The organism is Enterobacter vonholyi, assembly GCF_008364555.1.
In the GTDB taxonomy this organism is placed as follows: domain Bacteria; phylum Pseudomonadota; class Gammaproteobacteria; order Enterobacterales; family Enterobacteriaceae; genus Enterobacter; species Enterobacter vonholyi.
Window position 1 is genome coordinate 118,559 of sequence record NZ_VTUC01000006.1, and the last position, 17,910, is coordinate 136,468.

A 17,910-nucleotide genomic window follows, 5' to 3' on the forward strand; every position below is an offset into this window, starting at 1 on the left:
TTACCCTGCCACGGGTGTGGCAGGGCAGGGGTTAGCGAATGGTTTTCGGCGTCATCACGCGACGCGCGCCGACGTAGTGGCGTACCCAGTAGTCTTCACTGAGAGAGGTGATCTGAATATCCTGACCGCTACGTGGAGACTGGATGAATTTCCCGTTGCCGACATAGACGCCGACGTGGTCAGCCGTGCCGCGACCCTGGGTGCGGAAGAACACCAGATCGCCATTTTCCAACTCACCGCGGTCAACCGGTGAGGCATCGCGGAGGTGGTACATCTCATTGGCGGTACGAGGAATGCGGAACTTGACCAGATCTTTATAGGCGTAATAGACGAGGCCGCTGCAGTCAAAACCGGTACGCGGCGAAGTCCCACCCCAGTGATAAGGTTTACCAATCTGCCCCATCAGTTTATTCATTGCGGTTTTTTGCGCTTTCTGTACGCGCACTTTATGCAATTCCGCAATTTTCGTGACCTTCGTGCATTTCGCCTTATGGCCTTTACGCGTGATGCATTTTTCAGTAACGAGGTTAGCGGCGGTTTGCGAAGCTTTACTTTTGGCAGAGTGGGCAGTGCGGGAAGGTTTTGTTTTTGTTTTGCTGGAAGCGGTCTGTTTCGTCTGAGCCGGTGTTTTTTTCTTGTCGTTCTTAGCGGTGGTTTTTTTCTTACGTTCTGTGGCTTTCACCAGATGGTTTTTTTGTACAGCAGAATGCCGCGCCTGCTGAGAGGCGTTTGCCACTGGCGTGAAAGTGAGTGAAGTAAACAGTAAAGCACAGAGCGTGATCGAGATTTTATTTATCCGCGCCACTGGGCAGTCCCCTGATAAATGCAGGTCATCAATAATACCCGCGTGTGATTTACAAAGCCCGTTGATTCTAATCTATAAAAAGCCAGAAAGTTAATAGCATTTTTCAATCTACAATCGTGTTTCGTTAGCAAGTGCAAAAAAATTCATCGTTCTGTCGCACATTTGCCCGCTCCCTAAGCAAAACCATGAATGCCGCAGGGGTAAACACCATTTGCAATGCAACTTTGCGTGACTCGGGGTAAAATGTATAAACGTGACAAAAATGTTATTTTCCGATGCCAGTCTGAACCGCTACAATGTCAGACGAATGCCGTAACAGAAGTTAAAGGAAGCAAGACATGAGCACCACTATTGAAAAAATCCAGCGCCAGATCGCTGAAAACCCGATTCTGCTGTATATGAAAGGTTCTCCGAAGCTGCCAAGCTGCGGCTTCTCCGCACAAGCGGTTCAGGCGCTGTCAGCCTGTGGTGAGCGTTTTGCTTACGTTGATATCCTGCAGAATCCGGACATCCGCGCTGAGCTGCCTAAGTACGCTAACTGGCCGACTTTCCCACAGTTGTGGGTTGACGGCGAACTGGTTGGCGGCTGCGATATCCTGATTGAAATGTATCAGCGCGGCGAACTGCAGCAGCTGATCAAAGAGACGGCGGCGAAGTACAAAACGGAAGAGCCGGACGCAGAGTAATTTTCTGCGCAAATAAAAAAGCGACCAGATAAGGTCGCTTTTTTTTATTCTTCGCTGTCACCCATCGGCAGCGGCCAGCCGCCAAGACGCTTCCAGCGGTTGACGATCTCACAGAACAGCTCTGCGGTGCGCTCCGTATCGTATAGAGCGGAGTGCGCCTGCGTTCCGTCGAACGGAATGCCAGCCGTAATGCAGGCTTTAGATAACACCGTTTGTCCCAGCGCCAGGCCGCTCAATGCGGCGGTGTCGAAGGTGACAAAAGGGTGGAAGGGGTTGCGTTTGAGCGACGCGCGCTCCGCGGCAGCCATGGTAAAGCTGTGATCGAAGGTGGCGTTATGGGCCACCATAATGGCGCGGCTGCAGTTGCTCTCTTTCATGCCTTTACGCACCATTTTAAAAATGGCGTGCAGCGCATCATATTCACTGACTGCTCCACGCAGCGGATTATGCGGGTCGATACCGTTAAACGCCAGCGCTTCCGGCTGTAAGTTTGCCCCTTCGAAAGGTTCAACGTGGAAATGCAGCGTGGTGTCCGGTGTAAGCCAGCCCTGTTCATCCATCTTCAGCGTGATGGCGGCAATTTCGAGCAGCGCATCGGTTTTAGCGTTAAACCCGGCTGTTTCTACATCAATGACAACGGGATAAAAACCACGAAAACGGTCGCACAGACCGCTAAATTGAGCGTTATCGGACATCAGGGTCTCTTACATGGGGAAAAAGCAGAGCGCATTATGGCAAATTTTGCGGGGTGATGCAGTAAAACTACGGGCGCACGTTGCGCCCTGAGGGATCAGTTGCCCAGACCGCGACCGGCGTCTTTGGCTTCAATCAGCTCGATTTTGTAACCGTCCGGATCTTCCACAAACGCAATCACGGTGGTGCCGCCTTTTACCGGGCCCGCTTCACGCGTGACGTTACCGCCATTTTTGCGAATGCGTTCGCACGCATCGGCCGCGTTATCCACTTCCAGCGCGATATGGCCGTAGGCCGTGCCCAGCTCATAGCTGTCAACGCCCCAGTTGTAGGTCAGCTCGATCACTGCTTCATCCGTTTCCGGGCCGTAACCCACGAACGCCAGCGAGTATTTGTATTCCGGGTTTTCGCTGGTGCGCAGCAGCTTCATGCCCAGGACGTTAGTGTAGAAATCGATAGAACGTTGCAGGTCGCCAACGCGCAGCATGGTGTGAAGTAGGCGCATAATTTCCTCATTAACCAATGGAATAAAAAAGCTTTTTGATCAGAAACGATGTTTTAGTATAGCGGCGAACTGTCGCCGCTATCAATGAACAATGGCGAGATTACAGTGAAGGGTAGTCGGTGTAGCCTTCCGCGCCGCCGCCGTAGAAGCTTTCCGGACGCTGCGGGTTGAGCGCTGCTTTTTTCTGCAGACGAGCAACCAGATCCGGGTTGGCGATGTAGTCACGGCCAAACGCGACGGCATCAATCAGCCCTTTATTAATCAGATCTTCGGCTTTCTCCGGCGTATACGCCCCTGCACCGATGATCACCCCGTGGAAACGTTCGCGCACTTTCTGACGGAAAGCCTCAGTGTATGGCTTGCCGCCGGCCCAGTCCGGCTCGGACATGTGCAGATAAGCGATGCCACGTTTAGCCAGTTCTTCGATCAGGTACAGTGCATCGGCTTCTTCGTTCGGACCGTTGTCGACGTTCTGGAAAGAACCGATTGGGGAAACGCGGATCCCGATACGATCCGGGCTCCACTCCTGACATACGGCATCAACCACTTCCAGTACCAGGCGAGCGCGATTTTCGACGCTGCCGCCGTACTGGTCGGTGCGATGGTTAGACGACGGTGACAGGAACTGGTGCAGCAGGTAGCCGTGCGCGGAGTGCAGCTCAATCAGGTCAAAACCGGCTTCACGAGCGTTGGCCACTGCCTGGCGGAAGTCGTTAACGATACCCGGGATTTCATCCAGCTCCAGGGCACGTGGCATAGAGGTATCCACGCGGATCGCATTACCGTTTTCATCACGCAGGGAAGTACGGGTATTTGCACTCAGGGCCGAAGCGGAGACCGGAGCCTGACCGCCAGGCTGAATGCTGCTGTGAGAGATACGACCGGTATGCCACAGCTGGACCGCAATGCGACCCTCTTCAGCGTGAACGCCTGCGGTAATTTTCTGCCATGCGGCGATCTGTTCCGGGCTGTGAAGGCCCGGCGCGCCCGCATAACCCTTCGCTTGAGCAGAAATCTGTGTGGCTTCCGTAATGATCAGGCCAGAGCTTGCGCGCTGACGATAGTATTCGCCCATCAGGGGGGTGGGGATGTCACCCGGCTCAATGCTGCGCAGACGGGTCAGCGGAGCCATAAACACGCGGTTTGGCGCCGTGACGGCACCCACTTTCAATGGGGTAAACAGTTTTTCAGCTGACATAAAGACTCCTGAGTAGACCAGTCGACTAGTAACAAAGTAAATAAAAAGCGCCCGTTATACGCCTGGCGCAGTAATACTGTTTCTCACATGTGCCAGCGCGCTTTCCAGCGGCAGGGCACTGCGCGAAATTTTTGCCTGCAGGTTGGCTCCTAACCAGAGGGAGTAGAGCACCTGAGACTGCATTAAGGGGTCGCCGGAAAAGGCCAGCGTTTTTTCTTCGCGGCCTTTTTCCAGCGCCTGGGCCAGCAGGGCGATTACGCCGCGGGCACCCTTATCCATCGCCGAGCGCATATCTTCGGAAAGATCGCACACTTCGGCAGACAGTTTGACCGTCAGGCATCCGCTGATAATGCCCTGCTGACAGAACTGGTTCAGCGTTTCCTGATAGTAATTCAGAACACGATCCCGATAGTTTCCCTCACCCGACGCAAAGTGGGTCGCCAGACGCTGGTGGTAGCCAGCATAATGACGCTCCAGCATCGCCACGCCAAAGGCCTCTTTGGACCGGAAGTAGTGATAAAACGACCCCTTCGGTACCTCAGCGGTTTTTAATAACTCGCTCAGCCCCATACCGGTAAACCCGCGATGCATGCAAAGCTGCTCGCCGGTTGCCAGTAGATGTTCGCGGGTATCGTGTTCAGTATTTCTGCTCATGGCCGCACTCTAATAGACCGTTCGGTCTAATGCAAGCGAGTTTACTGCCGACATGCACTCAGTATATCCAGCTGCGGTTGATAAACCGTTGATTTCACGTCCATCATACCCAATACGGTTGAGAATAAATTGTCCTGGGAAACCGCATTTTTTGCTGCCTGGTCACGCAAACACTGTCCGTTGATGCCAAAGTTTTTTGCATAATCCGGTGACAGCCAGAACATAAACGGAATATGCGTTTGCTGCTCCGGCGCCAGCATGTACGGCGTACCATGCAGATAAATGCCGCTTTCACCCAGTGATTCACCGTGATCCGAAAGGTAAATCAGCGCGGTGTTCATGCTTGCCTGTCGCGCTTTCAGCGCATCAATGGTTTTGCTGACCATGCTGTCGGTATAGAGGATAGTGTTGTCATAGGTGTTTACCAGCGCCTGATGGTCGCAATCCTGAATTTCATTGGTGTCGCAGGTTGGGGTGAATTTCCGGAAATTGTCCGGGTAACGGCGATAGTACGCCGGTCCATGACTCCCCATCAGGTGGATAACCAGCACCGTATCTTGCTTCACGCCATCCAGCACGTTGTCCAGACGGTAGAAGTTCACGTCGTCAATACAGGATTTATCTTTGCAGAACTGATCCAGATTCCACTGCGTCATATCGGTATGGGGGATGCGATCGCAGGCACCTTTACACCCGCCGTCGTTGTCGCGCCACAGCAGATTGATTCCCGCATGCTTCAGCACATCGAGCAGACCTTCCTGATGGTGCGCAAGGTCGGCATCGTACTTGCTGCGCGTCATGCCGGAGAACATGCACGGAACGGAAACCGCGGTTTCAGTGCCGCATGAGGAGGCCTGCGGGAAGTTAATCACATCCTGCTTTTTTAGCTCCGGGTTGGTTTCACGATCGTAACCGTTCAGGGAGTAGTTTGCCGCGCGAGACGCTTCGCCGACGACAAGCACCAGAACGGTTTTCTTTTGTTGACCGGAAATCAGTGGCCCTTTATGGGCATCTTCGCCAATCCGCACAAGCGTCTGATCGCCGGCAAACCAGCGCATCTTGCTGTACTTCACCACGGCGCTGACATAGTTCGCCGGAGTGACCATTTTGACGATGCTTTTGTTATTGCGGAAAAGCGACGCGTAATCTTTATAAAACAGCGCGGCCACCAGGATAATCACCAGCAGAGCGCCGAGCATCGCGGCAACCCGCGTCAGCAGGGCATACCACCATTTCCCGGTACGAATGCGGGTAAGAGCCAGCACCACCGAGGGAATGAGGCCTGCGATAACAATCCACAGAATCATCTGCGGGGTCACCAGGGCGGTCGCTTCCTGAGAGTTGGTTTCGAAGACGTTCACAATCATATTCTGATCGATCACCGCACCGTAGGTGTACATAAAATACGTCGCAGCGGCGCAACCGATGGTTAAAACAATCAGCAGCGGTTTACGGATATACGGGATATTAAGCAGGCTAAAAACAATCACCCAGCCGCAAAACAGCACCAGCGGTACGGAGGCGGCAAAGAGGAAGTCGTGCAGATGGACTGGGCCGATAATGGCCCAGCTGCGCTGGATAAACAGCCCGTTGATTAGCGTAAAGAAGAGAGCACAACCCAGAGTAAATTTAATGTCGTTACAGTGTAACTTTTTGATTGACCACATCGATCGGTAAACCTGTTATTGTCATGATGGGCCGAGTATAGAGAGGGAAGATTAGTGAAACCTTAATGCCACAAATCTGTGATATAGGCCTTGCACGTGGCGCGTTTAGCGTCTTCACTGTAGGTGAGAGTGGCTATCTGGAGGTGAGAGTGGCAGAGCAGCTGGAGTTTTTCCCCATCCAGAGCCCGTGCCGGGGTATTTGTCAGGTTGATGAACGCGGATATTGCCGTGGATGCATGCGTACCCGTGACGAGCGTTTCAACTGGCAAAACTTTAGCGACACGCAAAAGCAGGAGGTACTACGCCTCTGTCGACAGCGCCTTCTGCGCAAAATACGCGCAAACAAAGCGGGTGAGACCGAAGAACCCCAGCAACCTTCACTTTTTTAACACGGTAATTGCGTATACTCATGACATTACGTCCTTGAGGAAAATGTTATGGTTCAGCGAATTACCCTTGCCCCCCAGGGGCCAGAATTCTCCCGTTTTGTCATGGGCTACTGGCGCCTGATGGACTGGAATATGTCTCCGATCCAGCTGGCGAGCTTTATTGAAGAGCACCTCGATTTAGGCATCACCACGGTCGATCATGCTGATATTTACGGTGGCTACCAGTGCGAGGCCGCGTTCGGCGAGGCGCTTAAGCTGGTTCCGGCACTGCGCGATCGCATGGAAATTGTCACGAAGTGTGGGATTGCCACCACGGCAAAGCCGGAACACGCCCTCGGTCATTACATCACCGACAGCGCGCATATCATCAAGAGCGCCGAGCAGTCGCTGGTTAATCTGGCGACCGATCGTATCGACCTGCTGTTAATCCACCGCCCCGACCCGCTGATGGATGCTGACGAGGTGGCCGAAGCTTTCCTGGACCTGCATCAGAATGGGAAAGTGCGTCATTTCGGCGTTTCTAACTTTACCCCGGCGCAGTTTGCGCTTCTTCAGTCTCGTCTGCCGTTTACCCTGGCCACAAACCAGGTTGAGATCTCCCCGGTTCACCAGCCGCTGCTGCTGGATGGTACCCTCGATCAGCTACAACAGCTGCGCATTCGCCCGATGGCCTGGTCCTGCCTGGGGGGCGGACGCCTGTTTAATGATGATGAATTCCAGCCGCTGCGCAACGAGCTTGAGACGATCGCCCGCGAACTGAACGCGGAAAGCATCGAACAGGTGGTTTACGCGTGGATCCTGCGCCTGCCGTCAAAACCGCTGCCCATTATCGGTTCCGGCAAAATAGAACGCGTGCGTTCTGCACTGGCCGCTGAAGAGCTGCAGATGACCCGCCAGCAGTGGTTCCGCATCCGCAAAGCCGCTCTGGGTTACGACGTGCCATAAACCGCCAGAAGGTGACTTTCCGGTGAAATCTTTGCCCCTGGTATACACTTAAGGGGCAAAAAATAACCCGCGGAGGTCATATGAAGCGTTTTGCTCTGGCACTGATCACGCTGGTTGTTTGCGCAGGGGCGCAGGCAGCCAGCGACGAAGTGGAAATGAATCTCGTCACCCCACAAGGTGTGGGTCAGTCCATCGGAACGGTGAAAATCACGGAAACCGATAAAGGACTGGAGTTTGCTCCCAGCCTCAAAGCACTCCCGCCCGGTGAGCATGGTTTCCATGTTCATGCCAAAGGCAGCTGTCAGCCCGCTTTAAAAGAAGGTAAACCGTCGGCGGCGGAAGCGGCAGGGGGGCACCTCGATCCCCAGCATTCCGGTAAGCATGAAGGCCCGGATGGAATGGGGCATTTAGGCGATCTGCCCGTGCTTGTGGTCAATAACGACGGTAAAGCTACCGAACCCGTCGTCGCGCCGCGTCTGAAAAAGCTGGATGAGGTGAAAGGCAAAGCGCTGATGATCCATGTCGGTGGCGACAATATGTCCGATCAGCCTAAACCGCTTGGCGGCGGAGGGGCACGCTATGCGTGCGGCGTGATCTGATCCCCAATCGTTCCCGGTGGCGGTGCCTGTTCCAGCTGCGATAGCGAGCAGTGCAGGCGCCAGATTATCGAGGCTAAATCCCGGGCTGCGGGCAGATGATGCTGTGCAAGCGTATCGCAGATCCGCTGCAGTTCATTCAGCATGGTTTCCAGCGGTCGCTGCTGGACACCGCTCTCGTTCATCACATCGCGCAGCAGGGATATGCAAACATCACGAACCTGCGAAAGCGGGTCGGAACGCGTTTCCCACCCGCGAAGCTGCCAGACCACGTGCGAGCAGTTCAACAGCACTACGCCCCAGCGCAGCAGCCAGCGCCGGGAAAGTGCGTCCTGGCTGCTGTTCAACTGGCTGACGTGATGATAAACCAGCGATTCATATTCGTTTTCACTCATGTGTGGTTTACGGCTGAGCTGGTCGACAAACCCTCTGCGTAACTCCCGGATATGCCTGCGGCTCTTGCGTGCATCGGAGCCGGGACGTAACACCGCGAAAGCCAGCCACGCCAGCCCCACGCCAAGGATCTTCGCCAGGTTGTCATTGAGAAAGTCTGCGTAATCATAAACCGGCGGATTCGTTACGGAGATAAACGAGCCCATAAAGACAATCAGCTGTCCCCAGAGGCCCGCCAGCTTTGGCATCTGCAGCTTCAGAAGCTGCATGGTGGTCAACAGGGGAAACAGGAACAGCAGGAACTGCCAAAGATCGCTTATCTGCACCATCAGGCCAAATTTCACCACGAAGCTGAAGAGCGATAGCAGCACCAGCGTGCGCAACAGGAGAGTAAGTGAGTTGAACGGCGAGGCCGCGACGGAGTAAAGCACGCAGCTGATGGCGGCAAGCGTCAGGGCCGCCGTACCGGACTCCCACTGCGTGGTAATGCTCCATGCTCCCACCAGCATCAGCGCGCAGAAGGTGCGAAAACCGCTCCACAACGCTTCAAGATAGTCGGTATGGCGTGCAAGTGCCGGGCTTCCGGGGACGTTGAACTCCGTCAATGGGGTCGCATTCTCGACGGCCATAATCCAGCGGCTGCTGCGCAGGTACAGACGGCAGAAGTAATTCAGGCGCTGCCAGAAGGCGCGATGGCGGTAGTCGTACTCATCAACAGGGGCGAGCGGGGCGATGATCTTCGCAACGGTGTAGATGTCCGCATCCGGGCGCGAAAGTGCCGCGAGCAGCGTTTCGATGACGGCACGGGTATTTTCAGGCGGCGTCGGCCAGTTGAGCAGCATCCTGCGCAGGCTTGAGATGGCGCTGGTCATACGCAACTGCTGATGCAGCAAATAGTTAAGCAGGGTGTTCTGGCGGCGAAAGCGGTAGTGACTCCAGAACGCCTGAATACGCAACAGATTCATCGTCAGAATCTGTCCGATAACCTTTTCATGCGCGAGGCGGATATCGTCGCTGTTATCCGGTTGCCACAGCAGGCTCGCGTGTTCCAGTAGCCGGGTGTGCATGGTTTTTAGCGCAGTGATAAGCGTTGTGCCGTCGGATGTGCTGGGGAGGATCATCATCATGAAGCCGCCGCTAAGGATCCCGACAATCACTTCACAGACGCGCGCCTGGGCGATATTCCACAGTTCGGTGGTGTCGAGCACGTTAACTACCGGAAAGGCGATAATGGCGGCGGTATAGCCCGCCAGCTGAAAAGCGTAGGCGACGTTATTGGTAAAATGGGCGCAGGCCCAGGTACAGCCCCCCAGCCATGCCGCCATACTGAGCAGGAACAGCCACGGATCGTTCAGCGTATGCCCGGCGATAATTAACGCTGCGGTGGCGCCCAGCAGGCTGCCTGCGATACGGCCAAGGCTTTTACTGATCACCCCGCCTACCGTTGGGAAACTAACCACCGCCGCAGACGTCATCGCCCAGTAGGGCTCATCCAGGTTCAGGTAATAGGCAACGGTCAGCGCCAGACACATGGCAATGCCGTTACGTAGGGCGTAGCGCCACTGTGGACGCGTCGCTTTCATCCACGGCGTGTTTTGCCAGGCGATCCCCTGCAGCTTCATTAACGGGTTCCGATGGAGACTGTGCAGGTGGTGCCGGACACCAGCGTAATGTCCTGCGGTAAATGGTCAAACTCCACGCGAACCGGAACGCGCTGAGCCAGACGTACCCAGGGCACGTTCGGCTTAATGTCCGGCACAAGACCTGAATCCGTTTCAACGCTTTGATCGTAAATGGCACGGCCAACGCTGGATACGTGACCCTGTAACCTCTGAGAGCCGCTATAAAGCGTTATCGCGGCTGGCGAGCCCTCGCGAATATGCCGAAGCTTGGTCTCTTCGAAATAGCCCACGACGTAGAAGGAGTGACTGTCGACGAGGGCGAATATCGGTTGTCCCGTGGTGGCATAATTCCCCACGCGGGCGGAGAGGTTGGTCACCCATCCATCGACAGGTGCTGTAATCACGGTTTGGGTCAGCTGCCACTGCGCCTGCTTCAGCGTCGCCTCCGCCACGTTGACGTTAGCCTGCATTGCCTTCACGTTGATATTGGCGGTATCTAAGTCTTCCGCTGAGATGTAGTTTTGCGACAGATGACGGCGGCGATTGGCCTCGTTGTTGGCTTTTGCCAGATCCGACTGGGCTTTTGCCAGCTGGGCCTGGGCGTTCAGAATCGCAATGTGGTACGGGGTATCGTCGATACGGAATAAAACGTCCCCCTTTTTGACAAACTGGTTATCCTTAACTAAAAGCGTTGTGATACTTCCCGACACCTGCGGAGTAATGCTGACCTGTTCAGCGCGAACTTTGCCGTCACGCGTCCAGGGCGACTGCATATAAAAATTCCACATCCACCACCCCGCAACCAGCGCGAGGGCAAGGACAAACAGGGTGGAAAAGTACTTTAGCGTTTTCAGAGACATATTCACCACACAGTCAAAACGGCAAGGCCCAGGCATACGGAAAGGGCAAACAGGGAAAGATCCATCAGCATGGGATGCCAGATTTCACCGGAGTACATCCAGTCGCGAAGCAGACGATGCGCGATGAGCCAGAGCAGAAAACCCACCAGAACGGCCTTAAACAGCGGAGGAAAATAGACTGACGCACCGAAGATCAGGTCCTGAAGGGGCAACCCCTCTGAGCGATGAAAAAACGTCACGGGCAGAAATCCTTTGCAGTGAACAGAATGCCGCGTTGGCTTGTCTTAGTATGATGAAGCATCACAATTCAGTGTAAGTCATACTTTTAAGTTCGATGAATGCAGTATTGCATTTGTTTTGGCAATACAAATGCTGCACACTATTCTAAAATCAGTATAATAACTTAGCAAGCTAATTATAAGGAGATGAAATTGGAATCGCCATTAGGTTCTGATCTGGCAAGGTTGGTACGCGTCTGGCGTGCTCTGATTGACCATCGCCTGAAACCTCTGGAACTCACACAGACGCATTGGGTCACGCTGCACAACATCCATCAGCTGCCGCCCGATCAGTCGCAAATTCAGCTGGCAAAAGCGATAGGGATTGAGCAACCGTCGCTGGTGCGTACGCTTGACCAGCTGGAAGAGAAGGGGTTGATCTCGCGGCAAACCTGCGCCAGCGATCGTCGCGCCAAGCGGATTAAACTCACCGAGAAAGCGGCGCCAATCATCACGGAAATGGAAGCCGTGATCACCAGGACGCGCGGTGAAATCCTGTCAGGCGTTTCACCCGCGGAGCTGGAAATGCTCATCAGCCTTATTGCTCGCCTTGAGCAAAACATCCATGAGCTGCATTCTCGCGACTAATAAACACCAAGGCCTTGCAGCAGCAAGGCCTTTTTTTACTTAAAGACGACCACACGATTACGTCCCGTCTCCTTCGCTTCATACATCGCTTTGTCGGCGTTTTCCACGCACGTTTCTGCGGCTATCGCGGGTGACGTCGCCGTATACACCCCCATGCTGATAGTGACTGGCTCCGGTAGTTGACCGCCGCTGCTAGTGTTATCGAAGCTGCTCAGATTTAATCGTATGCGCTCCGCCACCTGGTGCGCTGCTTCTGATGAGGTGTTGGCCAGCATCAGAACAAACTCCTCACCACCGATACGGGCCGCGATGTCCTGCGGGCGTACGGAATCCATCAGCAGGTTAGCGACAAACTGCAGGACTTTGTCGCCCTGAAGATGCCCATAGGTGTCGTTGATGCGCTTGAAGCGATCGAGATCGCTTACGATGACGGAAACAGGCCGGCTGGGTTTGGCGATATCCAGCGCCTGCTTCAATGTTTCATAAAAATAGCTGCGGTTATAAAGGCGCGTGAGCGGGTCGCGAATTGAGTTCTGGTAGGACTGCTGATACTTGACGTGCGAGTCGCGATACAGCCTGAAAACATCGTAGAGCAGAACAAAAATGATCAGCAGCGTGGCGACAGTTTCAAATAAGCGGGCGCGATACCAGGAGACATCTTCGACATTTCCACCCGCTAACAGCATTGTAAGCGTGACGATATAGCAGACGCACAGAAAATTACCACCCACCCAGAATAAATTGCGTATGCACGTAATAAACATCAGCGTTCCTAATGTCACCACCCAGAGTGCAATTAATGCAATATTAATGAAGTGGCTCCAGAGAACCATAAATTCACGGGTTTCATTATCCACCAGATCAATGGATAAAAAGGAAGAGTGACTGGAATACATCCAGGCCAACCCTACTGCAAAGACGGTAAAGAGAAACTCGCCGCCCACAATAAGGATATGCGCCAGTCGTGAAAGGGGACAATTGCGCGTGGTATAGAGTATTGCCGAAACGATTATTAGCACCGCCATTAAAAGATGGCGGAACATATAGAAGATCATCGCATCGTTATAGTTCACAGCGTTGAACTGATAGAGGTCCAGCCAGGCGGGAAAGCAGGACAACGTCCCGACCATCAGCGATGCCGACCCGGCAAAGGCAAAAGCGATCGCTACCAGATACAACCGTTTTCGGTCGCACCAGTATTTCATTGCCATAAAGAAGGCAATAAACAGGTTAAACACCAGCAAAAAAATGGTGAGCGTAGGGAACAAATGAGACGAGAAGCTAGGTACCCATTCGGCAATTTTTGAAAACAGGGCGTGTAATATGCCAATGACAACAATACAACCCAGACAGAACGAGGTATAACGACCCTTTACAGAACGATGATTCGAAAACATATACGTTTTTAATGGCTTTATAATGAATTAGGGTGAGGTAATTGCGAGAGTTTATTCAATTAGCCTGAGAAATACTTTGCGCAAAAACAATATATGATGCGGTTAAAAATTGGCGGGATGAATCTATTTTGTAAATATATTTGTGGGGGTGATATATATTGTAAATGGATGTGGTCCGATGACCACATCCATTTTTAATTAACGTGGAGAAACGGTCACCTGGCTTCCGTTGCTTGCCAGAACGACGCGCTGGCCTGCAGAGAAGCGAGTGTTGCCTTGTTTCTGGACAACCATGATAGTGCTGCCATCGTCTTTACGAATTTCCAGCTCTACGCCCTGAGTTTTGTTCATCGCACCCTGTACGCCCTGGCCAGCTACACCACCTGCAACGGCGCCTGCGGCCGTCGCCAGCGAGCGGCCAGTGCCACCGCCGACGGTATTACCCAGGAAACCACCCAGGACGGCACCACCGATTGCGCCCATCACGTTGTTTTCATCACCACCCTGGATCTGTACAGGGCGTGCGTTAACAACGGTACCGTAAGTTACGTTCTGAACCTGTTTCGCTTCAGAAGCGCTGTAAACGTCGCCAGAGAGTGAACTGTCATTCACACAGCCAGCCAGAGTTAAACCAATCAGCGAAACGCCCAGTACACGTAAAATCATTTGAATCTCCTGTTCACCAAAAACGCCCGGTTGGGGCATCCGTTATGGCTAAATTATATGGCATAAGGGGCCATAGTTCATATCTTTGCACTAACAATAAGAAAATTGTACTTGAATTTGACTTAACGAGAGATAAACAGGAGCCGCCCGCGTTAGGCGTCTGACATTGTTAAAAAATATTATCACCCGATGGCAATGCTGCGCCGTTTATGGTTGAGTGGGTATCCTTAGCCCACGCAACGTAAGGAAAGCGCATGAAATCGGGTCGCTACATTGGTGTGATGTCAGGCACCAGTCTGGATGGGGTAGATGTCGTTCTGGCCGCCATTGACGAAAACATGGTGGCACAGCAGGCGAGCCTGACCTGGCCAATCCCCATTTCACTGAAAGAGGATATTCTGAGCATTTGTCAGGGGCAGCAGTTGACCCTCTCCCAGCTTGGACAGCTTGATGTCCGCCTGGGGGCGTTGTTTGCGGATGCGGTGTTGGCTTTAATGCAGAAAGAACATCTTCGCCCGCAGGATGTGGTGGCCATCGGGTGTCATGGACAAACGGTCTGGCATGAACCCGGAGGAGATGCCCCGCATACGCTGCAAATCGGTGATAACAACCAGATTGTGGCGAAGACGGGCGTGACGGTGGTTGGCGATTTCCGTCGTCGCGATATCGCCCTTGGCGGACAGGGCGCGCCGCTGGTACCTGCGTTCCATCAGGCGCTACTGGCGCACCCTTCCGAACGTCGTATGGTGCTCAACATTGGTGGGATCGCCAATCTGTCGATGCTGATCCCGGGGCAGCCGGTGCGCGGCTACGATACCGGCCCGGGCAATATGCTGATGGACGCCTGGATCTGGCGTCAGTGCGGTCAACCGTATGATAAAAACGCAGAGTGGGCGAGCGAGGGTAAGGTGATTATCCCGCTGCTGCAGTCCATGCTGAGCGACCCTTATTTTGCCTTACCGGCACCGAAAAGTACGGGGCGTGAATACTTCAACTTTGGCTGGCTTGAGCGCCAGCTGGCGTCATTCCCGGCGCTTGCACCGCAGGATGTCCAGGCGACGCTTGCCGAGCTCACGGCCGTGTCGATTTCCGAACAGGTGCTCCTCAGCGGCGGATGCGAACGCCTGCTGGTGTGCGGCGGGGGAAGCCGTAACCCGCTGGTGATGGCGCGTCTTGCGGGGCTACTGCCGGGTACCGAAGTGTCTACGACCGATGAGGCTGGCATCAGCGGGGATGACATGGAGGCGCTGGCTTTCGCCTGGCTTGCCTGGCGCACCATTGCCGGGCTGCCGGGCAATTTGCCGTCGGTAACCGGCGCTCGCGAGGCGAGCGTTCTTGGGGCGATTTTCCCGGCAAATCCGCGTCATAATCAGAGTTAACTGAAATTCAGCGCGGTGCGTCGCCGTTAGAATGGAACGAAACAGGAGGGTGGCCATGCCCTCCAGGACCAGGAAAGTCTTCGGAATATGCCCATGAAAAAACTTCTTCTTATTGCCGCCCCTTTGCTCCTGTCAGGATGCAGCGTCTACAACCAGCTCGTTGAGCGCATGCAGACCGATACGCTAGAGTATCGCTGCGACGAAAAACCGCTGACCGTGAAGCTGAACAATCCGCGCCAGGAAGCCAGTTTTGTTTACGACAATAAATTGCTGACGCTGAAGCAGGGCATTTCGGCCTCGGGCGCCCGCTACACCGACGGTATCTATGTCTTCTGGTCGAAAGGCGACAGCGCCACGGTCTACAAACGCGACCGTATTGTGCTGAACAATTGCCAGCTCGAAAATCCGAAGCGTTGAGATTTTTACAGGGGCGGCGCACAATAGCGCCACCCACTCTCAATGTCAGCTAACGCCATGTCAGATAACGACGAACTGCAGCAAATTGCGCATCTGCGCCGTGAATACACCAAAGGCGGCCTGCGTCGCCAGGATCTTCCCGCTGAACCCCTCGTGCTTTTTGAACGCTGGCTGAAACAGGCCTGCGAAGCGAAACTCGCCGACCCCACGGCCATGGTTGTCGCGACGGTGGATGAAAACGGTCAACCCTATCAGCGCATCGTATTGCTCAAGCATTATGACGAGAAAGGACTGGTGTTCTACACCAACCTTGGCAGCCGCAAAGCGCACCATCTGGAAAACAATCCGCGTATTAGCCTGCTGTTCCCGTGGCACATGCTGGAACGTCAGGTCATGGTGACCGGCAAAGCGGAACGTCTTTCGACGCTGGAAGTGGTGAAGTATTTCCACAGCCGCCCGCGTGACAGCCAGATTGGCGCCTGGGTATCAAAACAGTCGAGCCGCATTTCTGCCCGCGGCGTGCTGGAAAGTAAATTCCTGGAGCTGAAGCAGAAGTTCCAGCAGGGTGAAATCCCGCTGCCGAGCTTCTGGGGTGGTTTCCGCATCCCGATAGATCAGATTGAGTTCTGGCAGGGGGGCGAACATCGCCTGCACGACCGCTTTTTATACCAGCGCGAGAATGGCGGCTGGAAAATCGACAGACTGGCACCGTAATCCCCGAAATTTGTTGATTTAAGCGCTAGCGCACGCCGCGCTTGCGCTTTATTCTATGGGTCCTTTCGCATCAGGCGAAAAGTCGTGTACCGGCAAAGGTGCAGTCGTTTATACATGGAGAATTTGATGGCAAGCAGTAACTTGATTAAACAATTGCAAGAGCGGGGCCTCGTGGCCCAGGTGACGGACGAGGAAGCGTTAGCAGAGCGACTGGCGCAAGGCCCGATCGCGCTCTATTGCGGCTTCGATCCCACCGCTGACAGCTTGCATTTGGGGCATCTTGTTCCATTGTTATGCCTGAAACGCTTCCAGATGGCGGGCCATAAGCCTGTTGCCCTGGTGGGCGGCGCTACCGGTCTGATTGGTGACCCAAGCTTTAAAGCCGCTGAGCGTAAACTGAACACCGAAGATACCGTGCAAGAGTGGGTGGATAAGATCCGCAAACAGGTTGCGCCGTTCCTCGACTTCAACTGTGGCGATAACGCCGCGATTGCCGCGAACAACTACGACTGGTTTGGCAGCATGAACGTGCTGACCTTCCTGCGTGACATCGGCAAGCACTTCTCTGTTAACCAGATGATTAACAAAGAGGCCGTGAAGCAGCGTCTTAACCGTGACGACCAGGGTATCTCCTTTACCGAGTTCTCCTACAACCTGCTGCAGGGGTATGACTTTGCCTGCCTGAACAAACTGCACGGCGTTTCCCTGCAGATTGGTGGTTCTGACCAGTGGGGCAACATCACCTCCGGTATCGATCTGACCCGTCGCCTTCACCAGAACCAGGTGTTTGGTCTGACCGTTCCGCTGATTACCAAAGCAGACGGCACCAAATTTGGTAAGACTGAGGGCGGCGCGGTATGGCTTGATCCGAAGAAAACCAGTCCGTACAAATTCTACCAGTTCTGGATCAACACGGCGGATGCCGATGTTTATCGCTTCCTGAAGTTCTTCACCTTCATGGATATCGCAGAGATCAACGCGCTGGAAGAAGAAGACAAGAACAGCGGTAAAGCGCCACGCGCGCAGTACGTGCTGGCGGATGAAGTGACCAAACTGGTTCACGGTGAAGAAGGTCTGGCCGCGGCAAAACGCATTACCGCTAGCCTGTTTAACGGCACCCTGAGCGATCTGAGTGAAGCGGACTTCGAACAGCTGGCGCAGGACGGCGTGCCAATGGTTGAAATGGAGAAAGGGGCTGACCTGATGCAGGCGCTGGTGGACTCTGAATTGCAGCCTTCCCGCGGTCAGGCGCGTAAAACCATCGCGTCTAACGCGATCACCATTAACGGTGAGAAACAGGCCGACCCGGAATACACCTTCGTTGACGGCGATCGTCTGTATGGCCGCTACACGCTGCTGCGTCGTGGCAAGAAAAACTACTGCCTTGTCTGCTGGAAGTAATTAACAGTCTCCAGGGGCGTGGGAAACCACGCCCCTTTTGTTTTTTCAGGGTTTGGT

Annotated in this window: 20 protein-coding genes; 9 read left to right on the forward strand and 11 right to left on the reverse strand. The window is 54.2% G+C overall.

Annotated elements, in window-relative coordinates:
• Positions 1-31: 31 nt before the first annotated feature.
• A complete protein-coding gene (locus tag F0319_RS09310; RefSeq protein ID WP_149366747.1) occupies positions 32-805 on the reverse strand; it encodes a C40 family peptidase in 774 nt (257 codons plus the stop codon).
• A 338-nt stretch (positions 806-1,143) separates the two neighbouring features.
• On the opposite strand from F0319_RS09310, the gene grxD reads away from it, so the two are divergent.
• Positions 1,144-1,491 (forward strand): monothiol glutaredoxin 4, encoded by a 348-nt coding sequence (gene grxD / locus F0319_RS09315; protein WP_003832760.1) that lies wholly within the window; start codon positions 1,144-1,146, stop codon positions 1,489-1,491.
• A gap of 44 nt (positions 1,492-1,535) precedes the next feature.
• On the opposite strand, the gene rnt is transcribed toward grxD, so the two are convergent.
• The 5 genes from rnt to eptA form a co-directional block, all read right to left on the reverse strand.
• Complete coding sequence (gene rnt / locus F0319_RS09320) at positions 1,536-2,186, reverse strand: ribonuclease T (protein ID WP_061098432.1); 651 nt, start codon at positions 2,184-2,186, stop codon at positions 1,536-1,538.
• 95 nt (positions 2,187-2,281) lie between these two features.
• Positions 2,282-2,689 carry a lactoylglutathione lyase gene (gene gloA / locus F0319_RS09325; RefSeq protein WP_008500591.1) on the reverse strand — a complete coding sequence of 136 codons (408 nt, stop codon included), beginning with the start codon at positions 2,687-2,689 and terminating at the stop codon, positions 2,282-2,284.
• A gap of 100 nt (positions 2,690-2,789) precedes the next feature.
• Positions 2,790-3,887 carry an alkene reductase gene (gene nemA / locus F0319_RS09330; RefSeq protein ID WP_115874861.1) on the reverse strand — a complete coding sequence of 366 codons (1,098 nt, stop codon included), beginning with the start codon at positions 3,885-3,887 and terminating at the stop codon, positions 2,790-2,792.
• A 54-nt stretch (positions 3,888-3,941) separates the two neighbouring features.
• Complete coding sequence (locus F0319_RS09335; RefSeq protein WP_149366748.1) at positions 3,942-4,541, reverse strand: TetR/AcrR family transcriptional regulator; 600 nt, start codon at positions 4,539-4,541, stop codon at positions 3,942-3,944.
• A gap of 41 nt (positions 4,542-4,582) precedes the next feature.
• The gene (gene eptA, locus F0319_RS09340; protein WP_149366749.1) at positions 4,583-6,208 is read right to left on the reverse strand and encodes a phosphoethanolamine transferase EptA; all 1,626 of its coding nucleotides are present in this window, start codon (positions 6,206-6,208) and stop codon (positions 4,583-4,585) included.
• 149 nt (positions 6,209-6,357) lie between these two features.
• On the opposite strand from eptA, the gene F0319_RS09345 reads away from it, so the two are divergent.
• From F0319_RS09345 to sodC, 3 genes are all read left to right on the forward strand, one after another.
• Complete coding sequence (locus F0319_RS09345) at positions 6,358-6,597, forward strand: DUF1289 domain-containing protein (RefSeq protein ID WP_008500587.1); 240 nt, start codon at positions 6,358-6,360, stop codon at positions 6,595-6,597.
• Between the two features lie 48 nt (positions 6,598-6,645).
• Positions 6,646-7,542 (forward strand): aldo/keto reductase, encoded by an 897-nt coding sequence (locus tag F0319_RS09350; RefSeq protein WP_149366750.1) that lies wholly within the window; start codon positions 6,646-6,648, stop codon positions 7,540-7,542.
• Between the two features lie 80 nt (positions 7,543-7,622).
• Complete coding sequence (sodC, locus tag F0319_RS09355) at positions 7,623-8,141, forward strand: superoxide dismutase [Cu-Zn] SodC (protein WP_111965657.1); 519 nt, start codon at positions 7,623-7,625, stop codon at positions 8,139-8,141.
• Here the strand turns inward: sodC and F0319_RS09360 are convergent.
• From F0319_RS09360 to F0319_RS09370, 3 genes are read right to left on the reverse strand one after another with little or no spacing between them, the layout of a single operon-like run.
• Positions 8,120-10,153: an FUSC family protein gene (locus tag F0319_RS09360; protein WP_149366751.1), complete on the reverse strand. Its 2,034-nt coding sequence runs from the start codon at positions 10,151-10,153 to the stop codon at positions 8,120-8,122. The genes sodC and F0319_RS09360 overlap by 22 nt on opposite strands.
• Entirely contained in the window at positions 10,153-11,013 is an 861-nt protein-coding gene (locus tag F0319_RS09365; protein WP_149366752.1) for an efflux RND transporter periplasmic adaptor subunit, read from the reverse strand. The genes F0319_RS09360 and F0319_RS09365 overlap by 1 nt, the downstream gene beginning before the upstream one ends.
• Before the next feature lie 2 nt (positions 11,014-11,015).
• Complete coding sequence (locus F0319_RS09370; protein ID WP_111965660.1) at positions 11,016-11,252, reverse strand: DUF1656 domain-containing protein; 237 nt, start codon at positions 11,250-11,252, stop codon at positions 11,016-11,018.
• 186 nt (positions 11,253-11,438) lie between these two features.
• Here F0319_RS09370 and slyA point away from each other — a divergent pair, with 186 nt between their 5' ends.
• Entirely contained in the window at positions 11,439-11,879 is a 441-nt protein-coding gene (gene slyA / locus F0319_RS09375; protein ID WP_111965661.1) for a transcriptional regulator SlyA, read from the forward strand.
• A 35-nt stretch (positions 11,880-11,914) separates the two neighbouring features.
• Here the strand turns inward: slyA and F0319_RS09380 are convergent, their stop codons facing one another.
• Together F0319_RS09380 and slyB are read right to left on the reverse strand one after the other, a co-directional pair.
• Complete coding sequence (locus F0319_RS09380) at positions 11,915-13,276, reverse strand: sensor domain-containing diguanylate cyclase (protein WP_149366753.1); 1,362 nt, start codon at positions 13,274-13,276, stop codon at positions 11,915-11,917.
• Positions 13,277-13,474: 198 nt separating this feature from the next.
• Positions 13,475-13,942 (reverse strand): outer membrane lipoprotein SlyB, encoded by a 468-nt coding sequence (gene slyB, locus F0319_RS09385; RefSeq protein WP_047348789.1) that lies wholly within the window; start codon positions 13,940-13,942, stop codon positions 13,475-13,477.
• A gap of 254 nt (positions 13,943-14,196) precedes the next feature.
• Between slyB and anmK the strand changes: the two genes are divergently transcribed.
• The 4 genes from anmK to tyrS all read left to right on the forward strand — a co-directional run bounded on the left by anmK (position 14,197) and on the right by tyrS (position 17,853).
• The gene (anmK, locus tag F0319_RS09390) at positions 14,197-15,321 is read left to right on the forward strand and encodes an anhydro-N-acetylmuramic acid kinase (protein WP_111965663.1); all 1,125 of its coding nucleotides are present in this window, start codon (positions 14,197-14,199) and stop codon (positions 15,319-15,321) included.
• An 87-nt stretch (positions 15,322-15,408) separates the two neighbouring features.
• Positions 15,409-15,738, forward strand: coding sequence for a C-type lysozyme inhibitor (gene mliC / locus F0319_RS09395; RefSeq protein WP_085930290.1), 330 nt, complete (start codon positions 15,409-15,411; stop codon positions 15,736-15,738).
• Between the two features lie 57 nt (positions 15,739-15,795).
• A complete protein-coding gene (gene pdxH / locus F0319_RS09400; RefSeq protein ID WP_111965664.1) occupies positions 15,796-16,452 on the forward strand; it encodes a pyridoxamine 5'-phosphate oxidase in 657 nt (218 codons plus the stop codon).
• Positions 16,453-16,578: 126 nt separating this feature from the next.
• Entirely contained in the window at positions 16,579-17,853 is a 1,275-nt protein-coding gene (tyrS, locus tag F0319_RS09405) for a tyrosine--tRNA ligase (RefSeq protein ID WP_080327312.1), read from the forward strand.
• Positions 17,854-17,910 lie beyond the last annotated feature (57 nt).

What these genes read in the sequence shown, in the direction of transcription:
- grxD (WP_003832760.1), top strand. Translation starts at nt 1,144, where the DNA reads ATGAGCACCACTATTGAAAAAATCCAGCGCCAGATCGCTGAAAACCCG.
- rnt (WP_061098432.1), bottom strand. Translation starts at nt 2,186, where the DNA reads ATGTCCGATAACGCTCAATTTAGCGGTCTGTGCGACCGTTTTCGTGGT.
- gloA (WP_008500591.1), bottom strand. Translation starts at nt 2,689, where the DNA reads ATGCGCCTACTTCACACCATGCTGCGCGTTGGCGACCTGCAACGTTCT.
- nemA (WP_115874861.1), bottom strand. Translation starts at nt 3,887, where the DNA reads ATGTCAGCTGAAAAACTGTTTACCCCATTGAAAGTGGGTGCCGTCACG.
- F0319_RS09335 (WP_149366748.1), bottom strand. Translation starts at nt 4,541, where the DNA reads ATGAGCAGAAATACTGAACACGATACCCGCGAACATCTACTGGCAACC.
- eptA (WP_149366749.1), bottom strand. Translation starts at nt 6,208, where the DNA reads ATGTGGTCAATCAAAAAGTTACACTGTAACGACATTAAATTTACTCTG.
- F0319_RS09350 (WP_149366750.1), top strand. Translation starts at nt 6,646, where the DNA reads ATGGTTCAGCGAATTACCCTTGCCCCCCAGGGGCCAGAATTCTCCCGT.
- sodC (WP_111965657.1), top strand. Translation starts at nt 7,623, where the DNA reads ATGAAGCGTTTTGCTCTGGCACTGATCACGCTGGTTGTTTGCGCAGGG.
- F0319_RS09360 (WP_149366751.1), bottom strand. Translation starts at nt 10,153, where the DNA reads ATGAAGCTGCAGGGGATCGCCTGGCAAAACACGCCGTGGATGAAAGCG.
- F0319_RS09365 (WP_149366752.1), bottom strand. Translation starts at nt 11,013, where the DNA reads ATGTCTCTGAAAACGCTAAAGTACTTTTCCACCCTGTTTGTCCTTGCC.
- slyA (WP_111965661.1), top strand. Translation starts at nt 11,439, where the DNA reads ATGAAATTGGAATCGCCATTAGGTTCTGATCTGGCAAGGTTGGTACGC.
- F0319_RS09380 (WP_149366753.1), bottom strand. Translation starts at nt 13,276, where the DNA reads ATGTTTTCGAATCATCGTTCTGTAAAGGGTCGTTATACCTCGTTCTGT.
- slyB (WP_047348789.1), bottom strand. Translation starts at nt 13,942, where the DNA reads ATGATTTTACGTGTACTGGGCGTTTCGCTGATTGGTTTAACTCTGGCT.
- anmK (WP_111965663.1), top strand. Translation starts at nt 14,197, where the DNA reads ATGAAATCGGGTCGCTACATTGGTGTGATGTCAGGCACCAGTCTGGAT.
- mliC (WP_085930290.1), top strand. Translation starts at nt 15,409, where the DNA reads ATGCCCATGAAAAAACTTCTTCTTATTGCCGCCCCTTTGCTCCTGTCA.
- pdxH (WP_111965664.1), top strand. Translation starts at nt 15,796, where the DNA reads ATGTCAGATAACGACGAACTGCAGCAAATTGCGCATCTGCGCCGTGAA.
- tyrS (WP_080327312.1), top strand. Translation starts at nt 16,579, where the DNA reads ATGGCAAGCAGTAACTTGATTAAACAATTGCAAGAGCGGGGCCTCGTG.